The sequence below is a fragment of the Pseudoalteromonas sp. T1lg21 genome (assembly GCF_002964625.1).
GTDB classification, from domain to species: Bacteria; Pseudomonadota; Gammaproteobacteria; order Enterobacterales; family Alteromonadaceae; genus Pseudoalteromonas; species Pseudoalteromonas gelatinilytica.
Map to the genome: position 1 here is coordinate 180,426 of NZ_PQBX01000039.1, position 18,854 is coordinate 199,279.

18 protein-coding genes and 1 pseudogene are annotated in these 18,854 nt (G+C 39.4%); 17 read left to right on the forward strand and 2 right to left on the reverse strand.

Features of this window, described 5'->3' with window-relative positions:
- From C2M25_RS08745 to C2M25_RS08765, 5 genes are all read left to right on the forward strand, one after another.
- Positions 1–1,494 (forward strand): DUF3413 domain-containing protein, encoded by a 1,494-nt coding sequence (locus tag C2M25_RS08745; protein ID WP_105180914.1) that lies wholly within the window; start codon positions 1–3, stop codon positions 1,492–1,494.
- Positions 1,495–1,569: 75 nt separating this feature from the next.
- Positions 1,570–2,049, forward strand: a complete 480-nt coding sequence (locus tag C2M25_RS08750) for a DUF4124 domain-containing protein (RefSeq protein ID WP_105180915.1) — start codon at positions 1,570–1,572, stop codon at positions 2,047–2,049.
- A gap of 96 nt (positions 2,050–2,145) precedes the next feature.
- Positions 2,146–3,870 (forward strand): bifunctional isocitrate dehydrogenase kinase/phosphatase, encoded by a 1,725-nt coding sequence (aceK, locus tag C2M25_RS08755; protein WP_105174228.1) that lies wholly within the window; start codon positions 2,146–2,148, stop codon positions 3,868–3,870.
- A 16-nt stretch (positions 3,871–3,886) separates the two neighbouring features.
- Positions 3,887–4,825: a LysR family transcriptional regulator gene (locus C2M25_RS08760; protein ID WP_063704880.1), complete on the forward strand. Its 939-nt coding sequence runs from the start codon at positions 3,887–3,889 to the stop codon at positions 4,823–4,825.
- 185 nt (positions 4,826–5,010) lie between these two features.
- Positions 5,011–5,454, forward strand: a complete 444-nt coding sequence (locus C2M25_RS08765; RefSeq protein ID WP_063704876.1) for a ferritin-like domain-containing protein — start codon at positions 5,011–5,013, stop codon at positions 5,452–5,454.
- A 484-nt stretch (positions 5,455–5,938) separates the two neighbouring features.
- Here C2M25_RS08765 and C2M25_RS08775 read toward each other — a convergent pair whose 3' ends face one another.
- Complete coding sequence (locus tag C2M25_RS08775) at positions 5,939–6,403, reverse strand: hypothetical protein (RefSeq protein WP_105180917.1); 465 nt, start codon at positions 6,401–6,403, stop codon at positions 5,939–5,941.
- A gap of 422 nt (positions 6,404–6,825) precedes the next feature.
- On the opposite strand from C2M25_RS08775, the gene C2M25_RS08780 reads away from it, so the two are divergent.
- From C2M25_RS08780 to C2M25_RS08810, 7 genes are all read left to right on the forward strand, one after another.
- Entirely contained in the window at positions 6,826–7,467 is a 642-nt protein-coding gene (locus tag C2M25_RS08780) for a hypothetical protein (protein ID WP_105180918.1), read from the forward strand.
- Positions 7,468–7,591: 124 nt separating this feature from the next.
- Positions 7,592–7,873 carry a DUF7710 domain-containing protein gene (locus tag C2M25_RS08785; protein WP_105180919.1) on the forward strand — a complete coding sequence of 94 codons (282 nt, stop codon included), beginning with the start codon at positions 7,592–7,594 and terminating at the stop codon, positions 7,871–7,873.
- A 120-nt stretch (positions 7,874–7,993) separates the two neighbouring features.
- Positions 7,994–8,344 (forward strand): hypothetical protein, encoded by a 351-nt coding sequence (locus C2M25_RS08790; protein ID WP_105180920.1) that lies wholly within the window; start codon positions 7,994–7,996, stop codon positions 8,342–8,344.
- A gap of 287 nt (positions 8,345–8,631) precedes the next feature.
- Positions 8,632–8,883 carry a hypothetical protein gene (locus C2M25_RS08795; RefSeq protein ID WP_062565549.1) on the forward strand — a complete coding sequence of 84 codons (252 nt, stop codon included), beginning with the start codon at positions 8,632–8,634 and terminating at the stop codon, positions 8,881–8,883.
- A gap of 194 nt (positions 8,884–9,077) precedes the next feature.
- Positions 9,078–9,347, forward strand: coding sequence for a hypothetical protein (locus C2M25_RS08800; protein WP_158679692.1), 270 nt, complete (start codon positions 9,078–9,080; stop codon positions 9,345–9,347).
- 128 nt (positions 9,348–9,475) lie between these two features.
- Complete coding sequence (locus C2M25_RS08805) at positions 9,476–9,877, forward strand: hypothetical protein (RefSeq protein WP_105180921.1); 402 nt, start codon at positions 9,476–9,478, stop codon at positions 9,875–9,877.
- A 32-nt stretch (positions 9,878–9,909) separates the two neighbouring features.
- The gene (locus C2M25_RS08810) at positions 9,910–10,434 is read left to right on the forward strand and encodes a hypothetical protein (protein ID WP_105180922.1); all 525 of its coding nucleotides are present in this window, start codon (positions 9,910–9,912) and stop codon (positions 10,432–10,434) included.
- A 218-nt stretch (positions 10,435–10,652) separates the two neighbouring features.
- Here the strand turns inward: C2M25_RS08810 and C2M25_RS08815 are convergent, their stop codons facing one another.
- Positions 10,653–11,630 carry a catalase family peroxidase gene (locus tag C2M25_RS08815; RefSeq protein WP_105180923.1) on the reverse strand — a complete coding sequence of 326 codons (978 nt, stop codon included), beginning with the start codon at positions 11,628–11,630 and terminating at the stop codon, positions 10,653–10,655.
- Positions 11,631–11,920: 290 nt separating this feature from the next.
- Here C2M25_RS08815 and C2M25_RS08820 point away from each other — a divergent pair, with 290 nt between their 5' ends.
- The 5 genes and pseudogenes from C2M25_RS08820 to C2M25_RS08840 all read left to right on the forward strand — a co-directional run bounded on the left by C2M25_RS08820 (position 11,921) and on the right by C2M25_RS08840 (position 18,848).
- Positions 11,921–12,319 (forward strand): ExbD/TolR family protein, encoded by a 399-nt coding sequence (locus C2M25_RS08820; RefSeq protein ID WP_055021032.1) that lies wholly within the window; start codon positions 11,921–11,923, stop codon positions 12,317–12,319.
- A 139-nt stretch (positions 12,320–12,458) separates the two neighbouring features.
- Positions 12,459–15,272 carry a TonB-dependent receptor gene (locus tag C2M25_RS08825; protein WP_105180924.1) on the forward strand — a complete coding sequence of 938 codons (2,814 nt, stop codon included), beginning with the start codon at positions 12,459–12,461 and terminating at the stop codon, positions 15,270–15,272.
- Between the two features lie 138 nt (positions 15,273–15,410).
- A pseudogene (locus tag C2M25_RS08830) lies at positions 15,411–16,624 on the forward strand (DUF5690 family protein).
- 20 nt (positions 16,625–16,644) lie between these two features.
- On the forward strand, positions 16,645–17,454 hold the full coding sequence (gene phnX, locus C2M25_RS08835; protein WP_105180925.1) for a phosphonoacetaldehyde hydrolase: 810 nt from the start codon (positions 16,645–16,647) through the stop codon (positions 17,452–17,454).
- Positions 17,454–18,848 carry an FAD-dependent oxidoreductase gene (locus C2M25_RS08840; RefSeq protein WP_105180926.1) on the forward strand — a complete coding sequence of 465 codons (1,395 nt, stop codon included), beginning with the start codon at positions 17,454–17,456 and terminating at the stop codon, positions 18,846–18,848. Before phnX ends, C2M25_RS08840 begins: the two co-directional genes overlap by 1 nt.
- Positions 18,849–18,854 lie beyond the last annotated feature (6 nt).

Below are 18,854 nucleotides of genomic sequence, written 5' to 3' on the forward strand. Positions count from 1 at the left end.
ATGAATTTATCGCAACAAAGTCAGTTTTCTTCAAAAGTAAGTCAGCTTTTAAGTTGGGGCCATTGGTTCACCTTTGCAAACATAGGTTTAGTGCTATTTATTAGCTTAAGCTACTTGGTTGCAGACAGTGCACCGACTACCTTCATGGGCTATGTATACATGCTCGTGACCTGGTTAAGTCACACCAGTTTTATTACTTTTATTGCCTTTGTTTTAACGATATTTCCATTAAGCTTAGTGTTTCCATACCCTCGGCACATCCGAGGGATGGCAGCTATAATCGCCACCCTTGGGGCATCATTGTTAACGCTTGATGCCTATGTGTATTTCAACTTGGGTTATCACTTAAATACATCTGCCCTGCCCGAAATTGTTTCTTTATTGTGGCACCGCTTAACTAGCTCACCTGCATTAACAACGATTCTCGCTGGCGGCATTGTGCTGCTAATTTTAGCGTTCCAATTATTAGTCAGTAATTACACGTGGCACCACCTAGCGCGCTTAAAGCAATATAAGTTCCCGCGTTATGCAACTAGCACTATTTTAGTGTGCTTTGCACTTAGCCACAGTATTCATATTTGGGCTGATGCTAATTTAAAATTTGATATCACAAAACAAGATAACGTATTGCCTTTGTCATACCCTACAACGGCAAAAAGCTTATTAGCTAAAAACGATTTGCTTGATATCGAAAGTTATAAAGAAGCACACGATGTGAGGCTTGACCCACATAATATTGATTACTTAGCACCCACTCCACTTGCTGAATGTAAAGCAGAGTCGAGTGCCTCAATTGATATTTTAGTGTTTGAAAACAATGCAGCTCTTGAGCAATTTGTTGCTACTGAACCTGCGCTACGTAAAACTGATTTGTTCTTACAACCAGTTGAAGCCGAAGACACCTTATTTAGCATAGTGTATGGCCTACCAGCATTTTACAAAGCACCTATTTTAGATAAGCAGCAACTGCCTGTTTGGCTTGCAGATAATCGTTCAATTCAAATTAATGGCTTTGAACAATTTGAATTTATAAATAACGACGACGCAAATCCTGCTGTACGTCTTGTACGTGCAGACGCAACAACAAAAGCGCGCGGATCTGCCAATGCCGTGTTTGCCTTTAGCCTTGCTAAACAAAGCAACGGCATTGTTACAGCCTCACGTTTATACAGCTCAGATAAAAAAGTTGTGCAAACTGAAGGTCTTATTCAGCCAAGCGATATTATCGCCACCAGCGTTGGCCATTATTTAGGCTGCAAAACCCTTGCTAAACAAAGCATGTTAGGCAGTAACTTATACAAGCGCCATGACGACACAGGTGTTAATTACTCGCAAAATGTGTTCATCGCATTTAAAAAAGACAGAATTACCCTGATTGATTCAGATGGTAACTTTAAAAACATTTCAGCAGCACAAGGCTTTGCCATTGAACAAGGGCTCGATATTCCGTTCTTAGTGCAAAGCATTAAAAAGCTGAAGCGATATACGCCCTAGCTCTTATTGATAAATCATTATTTCGAGCTAGCTTTAGATATTAGACACCTTATTTGATTAGGAGACACGGACGTCATGAAAGCCATAATCATTTATCTAATATCACTTACACTACTTTCTTTTACCAACACATCACTTGCTGCCACTACAGAATACTATAAATGTGTCACAGACAGAGGCACGGTATTTAGTGAGTTCCCCTGTGGTAGCCGTGCTACCAAACATAAAATTCAAGTAACCGACCCTGACTTACAAGCACCGCAAAACTTTGTTAAAGAGCTCAACGAGCTTGAGCGCCAGCAAATTATCAGAAACCTCGAAGCTGAAATACGCAGCTATAAGTATCGTTTAGATATTTTAAGCCGCGAACGCGATAGAGCCCAATATCAACAAGAACAGCGCTTAAATCGAATTTTATCTGACAAAGAAGCTAAGCAGATTAGTAAAGACATCAACAAGCAACTTAAAGCGATTAATAAGCAATACGGGCGCGACGTGAAAAGCGTTAATAAAAAACTCGCAAATCTTGAGAAAAAACTCGCTCGCTATAATTAAATGCACTTTACTATTGGGTTTGAAGAATAAATAACATATTCTTAACACCAATAGAGTTATTGCTCTATGTCGTTATGATTGGCAGAAGGAGTTTATATGCAGCCACAACACATTGCAGAGTTAATTTTATCTGGGTTTCGCAATCACTATAAACTCTTTCAAGCGATTACCGCCAAAGCCCCCTCAGCGTTTGCACAGCGTGATTGGCAAAAGATTAATGAGATAAGTAAGCTAAGAATTAGCCATTACGATGATCGGGTTAACGAAACAATTGCCAAGCTCAAATCGCTCAACGAACAGCAAATTATTACCTTAGATCAAACCTGCTGGCTCGAAACCAAACAGCTCTATCAGCAATTTTTGCGTTTTCACCCACAAGCAGAACTTGCCGAAACCTTTTACAACTCTGTTTTTTGCCGTTTATTCCATCGTCGCTATTTTCACAATGACTTTATCTTTGTCAAAGCCACACTTGCAGATGCGCCTGCACTGCCTATGGAGGCAGAGTACCGCAGTTATCACCCCGTTGTTGATGGTTTAAGACCGACCATACGCAAAATTATAAATCAGTTTGATTTTAAAGCACCCTTTGTTGATTTAGAACGCGATATTCGTTTACTCGTTAAGGCGTTTTATAAACAAGCCCCCGATACACATCATCAAGCATGGCAAATGCGCTTTGATATACTGCAAGCGCCGTTTTACCGTAACAAAGCCGCTTACATTGTTGGTCGCGTGGTGTCAGAAAGTGGTGTACAGCCATTTATTATTGCGGTGTTACACCATGAAGACAAAGGGCTATACCTTGATGCCCTACTTACCAAATCATCGCAAATGCGGGTTATCTTTGGTTTTGCGCGTGCTTACTTCATGGTTGAAACCCATGCGCCATCTGCGTTAGTGCGCTTTTTAAATCAACTTATGCCAAATAAAACACTGGCTGAGCTTTACAACGCAATAGGCTTTCATAAACAAGGCAAGACCGAGTTTTACCGAGAGTTTTTAAGTCATTTAGATCATTCGAACGATCAGCTTGTAATTGCCCCTGGTACACCGGGGATGGTGATGATGGTATTTACCCTGCCTTCGTTTGGCTATGTATTTAAAGTGATTAAAGACACCTTTGGTGAAAGCAAACCCTTTGGCCGTGATACCGTATTAAAACGCTACCAATTAGTAAAAAGCCATGACCGTGTTGGCCGCATGGCCGATACCATAGAGTATTCGAACGTCGTATTTCCACTAGCTCGATTTGATAGTAAATTGCTTGCAGAATTACATAAAACGATTGGCTCTTCGATGATTATTGAAGGCGAATGGCTAATCATCAAGCATTTGTATATTGAAAGACGCATGACACCGTTAAATCTGTATCTTGAAAATGCCAGTGAGCAACAAGCGTTTGAGGCGATAGAAGAATACGGCCAAGCATTAAAAGAAATGATCGCCGTTAATATTTTCCCAGGCGACATGCTGTTAAAAAACTTTGGGGTAAGTAAACATAATCGCGTTATCTTTTATGACTATGATGAGGTTCAATACCTAACCGACATGAACTTTCGTGCCTTACCAAAAGCCAAGTCGTACGATGATTACTTAACCAATGAGCAAAGCTACTCTGTGGCACCACAAGATGTGTTTCCAGAGCAATTATGTACCTTTGTGACAGCAAACCCGGTGTATAAACAATATTTATTGAGTACACACCCAGAGCTTGAAGATCCAGCCTATTGGCGACAAGCACAATACAATTATAAGCAAGGTGTAGTTAGCCACATTTATCCATACCCTGCTGCACAACGATTTATCCATTATTGGTAAACACCAAGGACACACAATGAATATAAGTAAAATAGATTTAAACTTACTTGTTTACCTAGATACTTTACTAAGGGAATGTAATGTCACTAAAGCTGCTAACCAGCTAAGCATTACCCAACCTGCCATGAGTAATGGCTTAAAAAGACTCCGTAATTTATTTAACGACCCTATTTTAGTGCGTACCAGTGAAGGTATGGTACCAACGGAGCGTGCAAAAGAATTACAGCCGGTGATCCGCGGCATTTTAATGACCCTTGAAGAAACACTTGCCCCAAATCGCGAGTTTGAAGCATCTCAAAGTAAACGTGTTTTTCGTATCATGGCCAGTGACTATGCAGCAAGTACCCTTGCCCCACGCTTATTAAGTAAATTACACGAAGAAGCCCCCGATACCACACTCGATATTTTGACCCCCAGTGATGTCACCTTCCACGACGTAGAAAACGGTAAAGTGGATATGGCTATCAACCGCTTCGAAAACTTACCGCAGTCGTTTCACTACAAACAGATTTGGAAAGACAGCTTTTGTTGCCTAGTAAAAGCAGATAACCCTATCATCAAAGAATTTAGTCTAGATAGCTATTTAAAAGCGCGTCATATTTGGGTAAGTAAAACCGGGTTTGGTGTAGGTGTGGGCATGGACCCTAAAGACGTGCAAAAACTAGGTTGGGTCGATGAGGCACTCGCTCACTTTGGCAAACACCGTAATATTGCCACCTTTACTCGTAATTACCACGTAGCTATTCACTTAGCGAAAGAGCAAAACTTAGTGGCAACGCTGCCTTCAAAAGCGGCGAATATTTATTTAGATGATCCAGGCCTTAAAATTCTTGAGCCGCCTTTCCCTATTCCGCCATTTGAGCTAGATATGATTTGGAGCCCGCTATTACACCGTGATGCAAGCCATATTTGGTTACGCCAAAAAGTTGCTGAAGTAGCCGAAGAGCTTAAGTAAGATTTTACCAACTAGATTGTAATTATTGCTGATAGGCCAAGCGTTAACTTAGCTTATCAGCATCCCCCTCCGGTTAAAAACCCATAACCTAATGAAATATAATAACTTTATATTTAAGTAATGAACTGGAATATGCTTTGCAAGTAACTTATTGCATTGTTTTTAATATTCAAAAAGAGGTCATTATGAATACTCATCAAGGACACGACGTTCATCATATTGCAGATATCATTCAAGTTATGAATAGCGGTATCGATTTTTATGAAAAAGCTCAGGAAAAAGTAACCGACCCAAGCATTATTGCCTTATTTCAACGCATGATAGATGCCCGCAAAGTCAGTATCGAGCGCTTACAGCCCTATGCTATTAATGAAACAGGACACAGAGAAAATGGCTCTGATTTTGCTGTAGAAGCGCGTAAAGCCTATACATCGCTAATTACCAAACTCGGTGCCGACAAAAACGCCACCTATGTTAGCGAACTTGAAGAAGTTGAAGATAAAACACTAGCAGAAATAAAACACGCGCTAAAAAAACCACAACCCCATGATTGTGAAGCCGCGTTATCAAAAACCCTGCTGACAATTCAAAGTTGTCATGCTGAAATGAGTAAAATGAAAAAGCATTAAATTGTGAGAGTGCAAAGCCCAGTTAAGCTGGGCTTTTATCAGTTTAGATGAGCGGTTTGTTATCTCTACTTGATTTAAAGATCAGATGTTTGCTAAAGCTTTTGTAACCGGCAAGAATGTTTAGCTAAAATGTGAAGCGGACCATATTCTAATTCTATATTTTTGTTCTGCCGTGAATTTTTTGTTATTTATGATGTTGATCAATTTCATAATCGCAGTTGTAGCACTTTGACGTTGGTAAACGATATTTGTAAAAGCCTAGCATTATTTGATTTCTTAAACACTTTTGGCAGGTATAACGCAATGCTCTAACCACTAATAGAAAACCAAGTACCATGCTACCTATATAAAACGGGTTAACAAAGAAGCCATCAATGGTTTTAGGTTGGAATTGAAAGCCTATTATGCATAACACTAACAAACCCAAATTAACTTTGAAATGAATACTACGCTTCAATATAACCCCTCTTTTATCTAATATACATTACCCGTGATGACGCCGGATATGTTTAATTAAACCTACTTGATTAAATTCAAGTGAAACAATATTGGTTTTATTGTACTCGATAGTTTTGTCTAAATGAGCTGGTTTAACTTTACCTGATTCAGTCATTTTTACAAAAACTACGTCAGCGCCAACCATAATCTCATTTATTTCTATTGAACTATAGATAACTTCATCATTTAACTTACTTATCATATCCTCGCGGAGTTTTGATTTATCTGAATAAACAAATTTAAATTTGACGTGTTCATCAATGAAATCATCGGCTAGCAACGAGATAAAATAGTCTATTTCTTTAATGGTTGTTTTTGGCTGTTGACGCGCATTTTTTGCAGCTACAAATGCTTTAGCTTTCTCAATTAATTGCTCTGAAGTGAATTGGTCATTTGCATTACTAGTAAATGAAAAAAGAAAACAAATTAACACTAATATAGATTTTTTCACGAAACTCTCCTTGTATGCCTAACATTATGGTATTTATACGACACGTTGTTTGCGTTGCATAATAGTTTGTTGAGCTGAGTTGCTACATGCTCGGTTAGTTAAGGGGGTGTTGTTTATGCTACAGCTCCCTGTAATGCTCAGCGCTTATAATGTATCCATTACACATAAATTTGACTAGATTAACAATTTTATTTTCACGCTTAAATTTTCATTTCTTTGAACTAAAACTATATATATACAGCCTTAGTTCAATGGCTCGCATAATCAAGAAACGACCCTTTCGCTCGTTTTATACAGTTAAAAAGCTAGCACTACTAGATTTTTATAACACTAGCAATTAGTTAACAAGTTTGTTAAAAATAAACCAATAAAAAAAACGCGCAATTTACTCGCTATAAACATGTTATGCATATAGGAAGGCCATGTTTAAATATCTACTAATAATATTACTTTCCCTTAGTTCGCAATTAGTTTTTGCAACGGCACAACAACCAGACACTATTGTAATTGATGGGAACGAACTTCCTTTAAATACGAATCCACTTGATGATTACATTGAAAGTAAAGGGTGGCAGCCTCCAGAAGAGGCTTCTATTTGGTCTTCTAATTGGCGAGGATATATTGCTAAATGGGAAGTAATTGCTGGAAAACTTACTTTGATTGAAGCTTCTATCTTACTGAAAGGGCATCCAATCGATGAACCTAAACGGAAAACTATAATTTCAGATCTATTCCCCAAGAACCATAGTCTAGTTGCCGAATGGTACTCGGGAGCACTAATTGTACCTGATGGAGAAATGACGAACTATGTTCATATGGGGTACGGTTCAGAATACTCGAATTATCAGATACTTCGCGTAAACAAAGGAATAGTAATTGAACATTTATCATTTACGAGCAAGCAATTTGAAGCCTATCAAAACCGCAAGTTTCAAAGCTTCAAAGAATCTGAGAAGTTTAAGAAAGAATTCAACGAACTAGTTACAGGCAAAGATAAATGGTCTGAAGAAGATGCTATACATTTTTTAAAAAGCTTCTACTCCGAGTATTACCTTTCATTGTAGGGTATGCCTAACAAGCGCATTATGAGCGGAACCAAAAAGCTTGGCTTGGTTCGTACCTCGCCAATTATAGCCAAGCATTTTGTTCCGCATATGCGGGCGTTATAAGCCCTTTGGAGTTTAGTGAATGAAGTCAGTCTGGATATTCAACAAAAACAATGTAGGCTTTTCTAGCGGTGTCTTTAGTGAACTCGATTTAGCTGAAAGTTGGATAAAAGAAAACTCATTGACTGGCGTTCTTACCAAATACCCTCTTGATCAAGGTGTATTTGACTGGGCTGTAGAAAATGATGTGCATAATATTAAGCCTGAAAAATTAGCTGAAAAAAGTAAGCAACCTAACTTTGTTGGTGGTTTTACTACGGCTAGTCAAGAGCACTATCATTACGAAAATGGCGTTCGTGCATAGGACTTATAACAAGGCAATTATGATGGTACGCAAAAAGCTTGGCTCGCGTCACTTCGTTCCTAATTTTAGCCAAGCTTTTTTGCGCCCCATATTGCGGCGTTAGCTATAAGGTGTAATCGAATGAGAGTTTTAGTCTACTTTTTATTAGTTGGTTTAATAGCTTGTAGTAATAATTATCAAGTTTCTACAATCAATTATAAGAATTTAACAAAATCTCAAACTTTTACATTAACGAGTACTTGTGGAGATAAAGTTATAGCGATTAAGATAGAAGGCTATGGAAACTCTACCGGTTCTTCCGTTATACATTTGATGCTAAACGGTGAAGCGTATAAATCTGAAACTCTAGATGGTGAGTTCAGATTTAAATGGTCTGGTGACTGGTACAGCGAAAAGGCTATTATACGTTACATTGCAAACTCGGATAGCATAACTAATTTAACTTTGAGCTACAGAATGGAATGTGTATAGCTAACAAACACTTGCCCCAAGACGTGTTTAGGCGAATTTTAAAAGAGCAAACATCGGCCGTTCACAATTGCTTTTATCTCTTCAAAGTATATTGCTTGCATAGTCAAGAAAACGACCCAATCGCTCGTTTTTATCCTGAGGTAAAAGCGAGAACTCCTAAATTTTAATAACGCTGGTAATTAGTTAACAAGTTTGTTAGAAATAATCTAATAAGGAAAACGAGCTACGCTGTGGTAGAAAAACGCGCGATTAGCTCGCTATAAACATGTTATAAGCCAAAGGAAGATATGAGTTTACCGAAGGAACAATTAGCTAAAGTTAGAACTCCTTTTAGGGTGCTTGCGGGTTTCATCTTTGTACTCTCATTGTTTGCTATTTTAGCTACGGTAACTTTTGCGTTCACTGAACCATATGATCATAGTATTTGGCTATTAGGTATCGTGACGTTTGGTATGTCATATATATCAGGGCATGTTGTATTTACGGGTTATGCCCCCAAGTTTTTACTGTTTACGCATGGTGCTAAAGATGGCTTATAACAAGTTGCTCAAGTTCGTTCGTAAACTCACTGGGACAATTAACAGTTGGCTTGGCGCTTCGCGCAAGTATTGCCAACAGTCAATTGCCCCTTAGCAAAGCGTTATATTTCAATCAAGGTGTGTCGGTGACGTCGAAGATTTGGATTCTAGTAATTTCATTGTTTTTTGTTAGCCCCACGATGGCTAAGAGTGAGATGAACCCAAGAGTTTCAGCGATAAAAAGCAACTTAATCTATGAGGGAACCTTTGTAGAGGCCGAAGTGATTGGACTGATCGTAAAAAGTGATAATGATGCTTTTACGCTTATGCTTGATAGCGATAATCAAATTTGGTTTGGCGATTCGTTTGTAATGTCCAATGAAGAAAAAAAGCATGTGGCCCCATATTTAGTAAAAATATTCGAAGAGGCAACTGATCCGCAGCAAAAAGCTGCAATAGCAACAATATTAAAGGCAATGCTATGAAATATAACAAGTTGCTAAAGTTCGTTCGTACACTCACTGGGACAATTAGCAGTTGGCTTGGCGCTTCGCGCAAGTATATCCAACTGTTAATTGCCCCTTAGCAAAGCGTTATGTTTCAAGGACGGTTGGTGAAATTCTTTAAGTATTTAGCTCTTTTCATTGTTTCCATTATCGTTTTATATCTTGTTTTAAGCGTTACTATTTATCGATTGTCAAACTTTGATAAAGTTGAATGCATTACAAGTGAAGTCGTATATGATTATGTCGATATACAACTCACTCCTAGAGAAATATTTGAAACAGGTGTTTTAAGTAAAAGCGTTGTAACCTTAGCTTTTGAAAATAAACGCTTCTTTATAGAAAGTGTAGATAAGCAAAAACTATGGAAAGTAAACCCACGAGATATGCAGAAACTGGGTTACACTTTGAGTGCGAAAGTATGCGCACAAGCATTAATGTTTGGTGGTTACGGTGTTGCAGAAGTTTCTAATATTACAAAGATTGATAAGCAACCTATCATTACTAAATGAAACATAACAAGCCAATGCAGGCAGGGAGGAGTATGTCAGATCAAAGCTTAGAAATATGGAAAAACCTAAAGCAATCTCAGTTAAGGTATGAATACTATATTATTGGTTTAGCTGCTGCTTTATTTGCTTATCTAGGATCAAGCTTCAAGCCTGAAGCATTATCTGTTTCACAGAATAGCTTCGAGCTCTTATCTCTCATTGCATTGTTTTTTACAGTAGTTACTGGCCTTTTTCGCCTAGAAAATGATTTATCAGCTCAAGCAACTAAACTAGAGCAGCAAAACGCGCAAAGTAGACTTGATGTTCTTAATAAGGTTTCAATGTGCTCAGGAAGAGTAAACAATGTAGATGCGGGTGAGGAGCTTAATAAGGAAGATGTTGAAAAACAACAGCAAAGATTAAAAGAGTTTATAGCAAGTGCAAACGAAGGCTTAAAAATTTTAAACAACCGAACAATTTGGTATTTAAGAGTTCGAAATTTTAGTTTGTTTTTTGGTTTCTTTTTTTTGGTTGTATCTAAACTCATTAGTTTTTTTAATGTCTTAAATGCCGTTTAACAAAGCCGTTAAACCAAAGGACACAAAACAGAAGGCTTGTGCTCCTTCGTCGCAAATTTTAGCCTGCTATTTTGTGCCGTTTACGGCAAGCGTTACCGAATAAATACTCTAACTCATTTCTGTCCAAAAACGAGTTTATCTTGCAGTCTGCTACTCGCTCATACACACCTGTCAGGTTTAATTCATTTTTAATTAAACCTAACTGATACACTTAAGACTTATTGCCCCGTTAAACGCTTAGCAAATGAAATCGCATAGGCTGTTGAGCGTAATTTGAGTACTTTGTCATCACTTGGCATAAAGCCTTTAGATAACAGGTTTGGGTCATAATTTGTGAGGTCGCAACCTGATTCACCTGTCGATTCTATGGTGAGCTTTCCTAAATTAATTGTTTTGCGATCCGCAGGCCAACGAACTGAAGGGTCAGTTAATGCATCACCGGGCTCAGCTAATTCAGCTTGAAAACGATAATGCACCTTCCCTTTCGTTAAATCTTCTTCAAGTCGCTTAGCCAGAAATGATTTAGGGAAGGTTTTCATTTGCTCTTCTGTTAGCACCTGCTCTGGCTCTTCTGGCACCATGGTCCATCTAAAGGCATGTTTAGCGCCCTTTTCATCAACCATGTAAAAGGTATGCACACCAAAATAACGCGAAGACACATACGATGCTGGCGGGTTATGGCTTTGTAGCCAATTAAATTGTCCTAAAGTACTCGGGTTTTGCTCCCTGTATGCTTTTACTTTTGCAAAATCGATTTGCCCTGTTTTTTCGTCAGGTACTAAGGTACTTAGCAAGCCAAAAAACGCTTCTGGGCTGTTACCTGCAAATACCGGCGTAGTTAGCCCTGCAATATTGTGTACATCACCATTTTCTAGCACAAACTGCACCCCCATTCCTCGTGGGGCACGAGATGTTTCATCAGCGTGAGGGTTACCCCCGCCCATAGAAAAACGAATATTTGCTTTTGACGGTGCGTTAAATAAAGGGCTGATTGAATACTGCTTTGCTGCTTGATTAGGTGTAAATGTGCCAACAGCGCACACCCCTTTGGCGTGACCTTTTCTGATTCCGGGGTGCTTTCCTGAAAGCTTTTCAAATAAATTAATAAAATCTTGCCCGTTTACTGGTTGCTCAGCAAAACTTACTGTTGGTAAAACAAGGCACACAGCACAAACTAAAGACTTAACTTTTAGCATTTATCCATCCTTTAAACTTAGTTCCAACAAAAATGACCTGACTAACCTGAAAATCATTTCATCAAAGCTAATAAATATTTTTACCAACAAAAACGCTACAAACATTTAATAAACTTAGAATATTTATTTAACCACCGTATTTTTAAAAGCTGCTAACTTTAAATTTAGGATCCTAAAAACTGCTGTGGCGCCCAGCATTTTAAAAATAATCCGTGGTATTAATCACGACTATGGCTAGTCCACTTAATCGTAAATTTTGTGGCTTGGTCAAAAACAACAAGGACCTAATTATGGTGAAACAACATAAAAAAACCACTGCAAACGCTGATGTAGATATGACCCCTATGCTCGATATTGTGTTTATCTTGCTGATATTTTTTATCGTCACAACCTCATTTGTTAAAGAGCGCGCTATTGAAGTCAATCGCCCTTTAGCAAAACCAAGTCTTGAAAACCCTAAAAAACAAGCGCAATTTACTATTACTGAAAACGACAGTATTTACTTTGCAAACCGGCTTATCACACCAGAGCAGATAATCGCTAACCTTGCGTTATTTGCCGCACAGTTTGAAATGACCAATGTGCAAGTAACAGCAAGTGAGCAAAGCAGCCACAAAACCTTGGTCACCTTGCTTGATAAAATAAAACAATATCAAGATGTGCCAATTTCTATAAGCACGTCTCTATAACTTACCTAAAAGGGTCATTTGACCCTTTTTTAATATTAAAAATAAAAAACCGTCACATCTTTGTAAAAAAGCCTCTCTATGATTGTCTGCAACAAATCTGGTCTAGTCCAGATAAATTTAAAAATAAGAGGCTCAACAGATGATTAAACGACGTACACTCAGCACAGCTGTTTTTTTGTGCAGCTACCCATTTTTATCAGCGCATAGCGCTTTTGCCACTGATGCAAAAATTCAAGGCTCTATCACAGATCATAGTAATCGCTTGCCAGGTGCTTTGGTTAAAGTCGTTGGCACAAATCAATCAACAGTGACTGATTATGATGGTAAGTTTGAGCTTGCTAAATTAGATGCAGGTCACTACCAACTTGAAGTTTCGTATATGGGTTATAGCAGCCAAATTGTTGATGTTGAGATAAGCAACAATGAGGTTAAATTACTGTCTCCAATTGTGATGGATAATTCAACTAACACCATTGAAGAAGTCGTTGCTGTTGGTCAAATTCAACGTGGTGAAATGGCTGCGGCCAATAGCCAAAAAAATGCTAAAAATATTAAAAATGTTATTTCGGCTGATGGCATCGGTAAGTTGCCAGACCGTAACGCAGCTGAAGCAGTTCAACGCATCCCTGGTGTTTCTATAGAACGCGATCAAGGCGAAGGTCGATTTGTTGCTGTTCGCGGCTTACCTGCCCAGTGGAGCTCTGCAACTATCAATGGCAACCGATTACCAACTGCAGAAGAAGAAACCACCAGCCGCGCCACTGCGTTTGACTTTTTCCCGAGTGAGCTTATTGAATTTGTAGAGGTATCAAAAGCATTAACGCCAGAAATGGAGGGAGATGCTATTGGTGGTAACGTTAACTTTATAACCAAAAAAGCACCTGATGATTTTGTATTTAATGCCAATTTAGCACTTGGTCAAAATGAACTAGCTGATGGCAATAACTACTCTGCCAACTTACTTTATGGCGATCGCATCTTAAATGACAAGTTAGGTTTTTTAATTAACGCAACAGCTTGGCAGCGCGACTGGGCAACAGATAACTTTGAACCACGTCGAGGAAATGATGGTTTAGGAATTTATCGTTTAGAGCTAAGAGATTACACCGGAACTCGTGAAACTTACGGTTTAAATGGTTCTGTTGAATACCAGCTTGAACAAGGCAATATTAGTGCGAGTGCCATGTACGGCACACTAATCGACGATGAAACGCACTATAAGCATCGTATGCGTTTTGATAAAGACAGAGCAGAACTACAACATATAAGAAATGAGCTCATAACAGAAATGACTGGCTTTGAGTTTGCTGGTGAGCATTTCTTTGGTTACGACAAAACATTAAATTGGTCTTTATCTAGCTATGAAAACGAATTTAGGTATGGCAACACGCCTAACAGCGAAGATAACAGTTATTTTGTAGTTCGATTTGACCAAAAAAATGTCGGTTACGAAGGCCTTGAAGACAGAGATACAGGCAAAAACTACGCTTATAACACGATTGATGGTGGCTCAGATCCATGGGACCAAATCAGTACTCACCTACCAAGTGGCTTTTCGTTTGATCCAAGCCAAATGGGCTTATCGTGGGTCGAACTATATAAAATTAAGGTGAATGAAAAAGATAAAATTGTTGCCGCTTTAGACTTTGAGTGGCAACTCAACAGCGACCTTATTGTTAAAGTAGGTGCAAAATACCGCGATAAAGAACGCGTTGCTAGGTTCAGTGATGAATTTTATGCATGGGATACTGAAAACTATGGCGCAGCCCCTACTCTGAGTGATTTTACATTAGCGGACCAACCGGGCCGAAGTGACTATTTAAGCGAGCTTTCTTACGATTATCAAAGTCAGTTTTCGCAAGTTGCTAGTACTGATGATTTAGCAAATTTTTGGAATAAAAATAAAGACAAGTTTGTCCTTGATAAGAGTGAATCTGCTTTAATCGAAAATGGTGGAGCACTTGGCAGAAACTTTGATGTTAATGAACAACATGCATCTTTATATGGTATGGCAACATATACCATTAACGCTAATTGGGAAATGCTAACAGGTCTTCGTTTAACTCAAACAGACACCGAAGTTGACGGTTATATTTACCTTGCAGATGAAGATAAAGTCGAAAGCGTTAAAGCAAACAATGACTACTTGTCTGTGTTACCTGCATTGCATTTAACCTACCACCCTAACAGCCAAACCAATTATCGACTTGCATTAACTCGCTCTTTTGCTCGTCCTGACTTTGGCTCATTAACGCCAGGGGCGACTTACTTAGAAGCAGACAACGAATTAACTTCTGGTAACCCAAATTTAGAGCCGACTTATTCAAATAATGTCGACTTAATGGCTGAATACTTCTTTGACCGCTTAGGGTTAGTTTCTCTGGGGGTATTTTATAAAGATATTACCGATCCTATTTTTCAAAGTAGCTCTATAGGAGAGTTCGGCAATAACACTGGGGTTAATATTATTCGCCCTGAAAATGGTGATAGCGCATGGCTTGCTGGCCTCGAGGTGGCGTTCAATCGTGATTTAGGTTTTATTACACCTGAACTAGATAACTTTGGCATCATGGCTAATGCAACATTCATGGATTCAGAAATGACGATTCCAGATCGCGCAGACAAAGTCTCCATTCCTCGCCAAGCAGATAGTCTCTACAACTTTACGGTGTATTACGATAACACACATTTTGCAGCTCGATTAGCCGTTAACTTCAAAGGTGAATACATTGAAGAGCATGGCAGCAGCAAACAATTTGACAGCTATTATGGCGACAATACAAGCGTTGATTTTACGACGTCATATCAGCTTAATGAAAACGCATTAGTCTACCTCGAACTGAATAACTTAACCAACGAGCCTCTTAAATACTACCTAGGCGATGAAAGCCGTCCTCTACAAGTAGAGTACTACGGTGTACGCGGCATGGTTGGCATTAATTATCAGTTCTAATCAGTCTTTGAGTTGTATGCGGGGCCATTGCCCCGCAAAGGATACCTAATGTTTTCACACCCTAATTGGCTTAAACGTGCGCAAGGAACCGGTTTTGTGTTATTTGCAGCCAGTGCTGCATTTCTCACTTACTTTTCTATGTACGCATTTCGTAAGCCATTCACTGCAAATAGTTACACTGAATTCGACGATCCGAGTTGGCAGGTAAGCTTTAAAATTGCTCTTATTTTGGCGCAAGTTTTTGGCTATTTATGCGCCAAATTTATTGGCATAAAAGTTATTTCAGAAATGCAGCATCAGCAACGAGGTTTAACAATTATTGGCCTTATTGCCGCTGCAGAAATATCGCTGGTTTTATTTGCTATCACTCCGATTGGGTTAAACGTTATTTGGCTATTTTTTAATGGCCTTTCACTAGGCATGATTTGGGGACTTGTTTTTAGTTTTCTTGAAGGAAGAAAAACCAGTGAAATTCTAGGCGCTATTTTGAGTGTTACTTTTATATTGGCATCAGGCCTTGTTCGCAGTGTAGGCAAATGGCTTATTGATACACTAAATGTACCTGAGCTTTGGATGCCTGCAGCGACAGGTGCGCTATTTTTCCCGCTGTTATTGTTTAGTGTTAAATGCTTAACCCTCATTCCAGAACCAACAATTGAGGACGAACAAGCAAGACAAAAACGCTTACCTATGGATGGCAAAGCCCGTTGGCAATTTTTTAAACAGTATTGGTTTGGTATTAGCTGCCTCATTTTAAGCTTCATGCTGTTTACAGGTTTTCGTGATTTCCGTGACAATTTTGCAGCTGAAATTTGGCAAGCTCTTGGCCATGGTGAAGAACCAGCCATTTTCGCCTAGCGGGGATCAGAATGTCATTTATTGTCCTTATCGCTTTAGGTGCGATGGTTTTGGTAAAAAACAACAAAACCGCATTTTATGTCAATCACGGCTTTATTTTATTCGGTGCCGCTTTGTTATTGTCGAGTACCTTTGCTTTTGAAGCTAACTTGATATCCGCAAAAGCGTGGATGGTTTTACTTGGCTCAGGTCTCTATATCAGTTACATCCCGTATAACTGTTTTCTATTTGACCGAATGATTTCAGCCGTTGGCTCTGTCGCTAATGCAGGTTTTTTAATCTATCTTGCTGATTCTGCTGGCTATCTTGGCTCTGTCAGTATCTTACTGTACAGAACGTTTGCTATGCCTGAGCTCAGTTGGCTTAACTTCTTTATTAACGCTTGTTACTTAGTTGGCATTGTAGCCGCCGCTTTAGTTGCATGTTCACTGTGTTATTTCACAGTACGTTTATCCCCTATTCGAACTCATCACTCAAAACAGGTTGTGACCTGAAACAATTAAAAGAGAATCTTATGAAAAACATAGAAGCTATCATTTTAGATTGGGCTGGAACTGTCGTGGATTATGGCTCAGTTGCCCCTACCACCATTTTTGTTGAAGCATTTAAACAAGCTTATGACTTTGAGATTTCACTTGCAGAAGCGCGTATTCCAATGGGTATGGGAAAATGGGATCACATTGCCACACTTGGAAAATTGGAGTCAGTTGCTTCACGCTGGCACTCACAGTTTGGCCGAGCAATGTCAGACTCAGATATTGATCACATCTATCAAACTTTCATGCCATTGCAAAAGGCAAAAGTAGCAGACCGAGCAATGCCTATTCCTGGTGCGCTTGACGTGATCAATCGCTTAAAACAGCAAAACATCAAAGTAGGCAGTTGTTCGGGCTATCCTCGCCAAGTTATGGAAGTGTTAGTCAGTGCCGCTGCAGACTATGGCTATCAACCAGATCATTGGGTAGCAAGTGACGACCTTAAAGCCGGTTCTCGCCCTGGCCCTTGGATGGCTCTTGAAAATGTAAATGCTTTAGGCATTAAAAAAGTCGCTAACTGTATAAAAATTGATGATTCTGCCCCAGGCATCGAAGAAGGTTTGAATGCCGGAATGTGGACAATTGGCCTCGCATTAAGCGGTAATGCGGTTGGCTTAACAGAGCAAGAGTGGCAAGCTTGTAGTGCTGAACAAAAGCAGCAACTGACACGTCAAGCTTACCAAAGCTTGTACTCTGCAGGTGCGCATTTCGTGGTCGACTCGCTGGCTGATATTGAAACTGTTTTAATGCAGATTGATGCCAAACTAAGCCGAGGGGAGCGCCCATAATGCAGTTTCAACCTTTTTGGTTTGATAACGCAATGCAAGAGGAAGCCTATGCGCTTCCTCTTGCATTACCTACAAAGCACCATTGCGATGTATGTATCATAGGTGGTGGCTTTACTGGTCTTTGGACTGCTATCAAACTCAAGCAGCAACAAGCTAATTTAAAAGTTACCATCATTGAAAAAGGCTTTTGCGGGCAAGGTGCATCAGGGAGAAATGGCGGTGCAATGTTAACTTGGTCAACTAAGCTGCCCAGTTTAAGTAAGTTAGTTGGTCTCGAAAAGGCACTGTTTTTAGTCAAAGAGTCTGAGTCAGCGGTTCATCAAATTGCAGAGTTTGTTCGTCAGCATGGCATCGACTGCGATTGTCGAATTGATGGCTGTTATTACACCGCCTCAAATGAAGCACAAAAGCACTTGTTAGACCCCGCAATAAAAATGCTTGAGGATAACAATCTTAATGCGTGGCAACACTGTGATACTCAAGCTCTTATCAATACAGGCTCTGCCGCCAATATTCGCGGCCACTATTCACCTCATGGTGGTAGTATTCAGCCGGCAAAATTAGTTCGTGGTTTAAAACAAGTCGCTGAAAGTTTAGGCGTTACAATTATTGAACAGTGCCAGTACAAAGCACATAGCGGACACTCCCCTCTAAATGTTGAAACAAGCCAAGGTAATATTTGTGCTAATCATCTAGTATTTGCCGTTAATGCGTGGCTCCCTACACTAAAACCGCAGTTTCAACGCAATATCGTGCTGGTTTCAAGTGATATGGCAATTACTAAACCGATGCCTGAAACCCTTGCGCATTTAAGTCTCAATCATGGCGCTGCAATAATAGACTCCCGTATTTTTGTAAACTATTACCGCACCACTACTGATGGTCGATTAATGCTAGGCAAAGGCGGAAATTATTTTAGCTTCGCAAACAGAATGAGTGATAAATTTGAGCAGCCGAGTCGCTATCAAACGCTATTAAATAACTCTTTATCACGCTTTTTCCCTGATCATAATTTTGAAATAGATCGAACTTGGACAGGCCCTTCTGACCGTAGTGTCACTGGCTTCCCGTTTTTTGGACATTTGAATAATCAAGCAAACGTTATCTACGCCGGGGGTTATTCTGGTAATGGCGTCGTACAGTCTTTTTTAGGGGCAAATATTCTGTCTGCTTTAATCTTAAAAAATGCACCTGTTTGGCAACACTGTGGCCTTGTAAATCAAACATTAGACAACTTTGTAGTTGAGCCCTTTCGAACTGTCGGCGCTTACCTAATTCGTAATGCAATTCGTCGTAAAGAACGAGCAGAAGACAATAACACGCATGTAAATCCAATAGATACGTATCTTGCCAGTCTCATAGGCAGTGCAGGAAAAGTTGATATGAAATCGTAGAGCTTT